This is a genomic window from Psychrobacter sp. 1Y4, from assembly GCF_051847555.1.
The window spans coordinates 1-557 of record NZ_JBPYDE010000973.1; the positions used below are offsets into that span (position 1 = coordinate 1).

General features: G+C 47.4%; 1 protein-coding gene. It reads right to left on the minus strand.

Annotated elements, in window-relative coordinates:
- Positions 1–557 (minus strand): sensor histidine kinase (locus ACS8FC_RS19920; protein ID WP_439298059.1); only part of this gene is annotated, 557 nt, incomplete at both ends.

The following is a 557-nucleotide window of genomic DNA, read 5'->3' on the forward strand; positions in this document are numbered from 1 at the left end:
CGGTGAAACTGCTAGAGAGCACGGTCTGCAATAGGTAATCAGGAACAGTGCCAGCCTCTTCGATAGTCTGAACGCCGTACAGTAACACGGTAACGGGCGGCTTGCCGTGAAGCATGGCATTGGTCAGTAGATTGCGAATGAGATGAGTCAACATTGATGATTGACCGTCGATCATGATGTGCTCACCAATCAGCGTGGCTTCAGGATAGTGCTGACGTTCTTGATTAACCAGATCGTATAAATCCAGATTCTCAATTTGTTGTAAGGCATGACCTGCATCTAGACGGCTGACCAACAATATACTTTCGACCAAATCATTGAGACCTGACAGATCGCGAGTGATGGCATGAGCGCGTTTATCAAACTTGGCTTTGGTGTCAGACGGTAGCGCACCAGCCAACATATCCATCATTTCAACCTGCAAGCGAATGCGCGTGATAGGCGTACGCAGCTCATGAGAAGCATGCGCCAGTAATAAATTATTGGCATCAACGAGGTGCTCAATCTTTTGCGCTGCTTGGTTGAACCCACGAGCAAGAAAAGCAATTTCATCATTA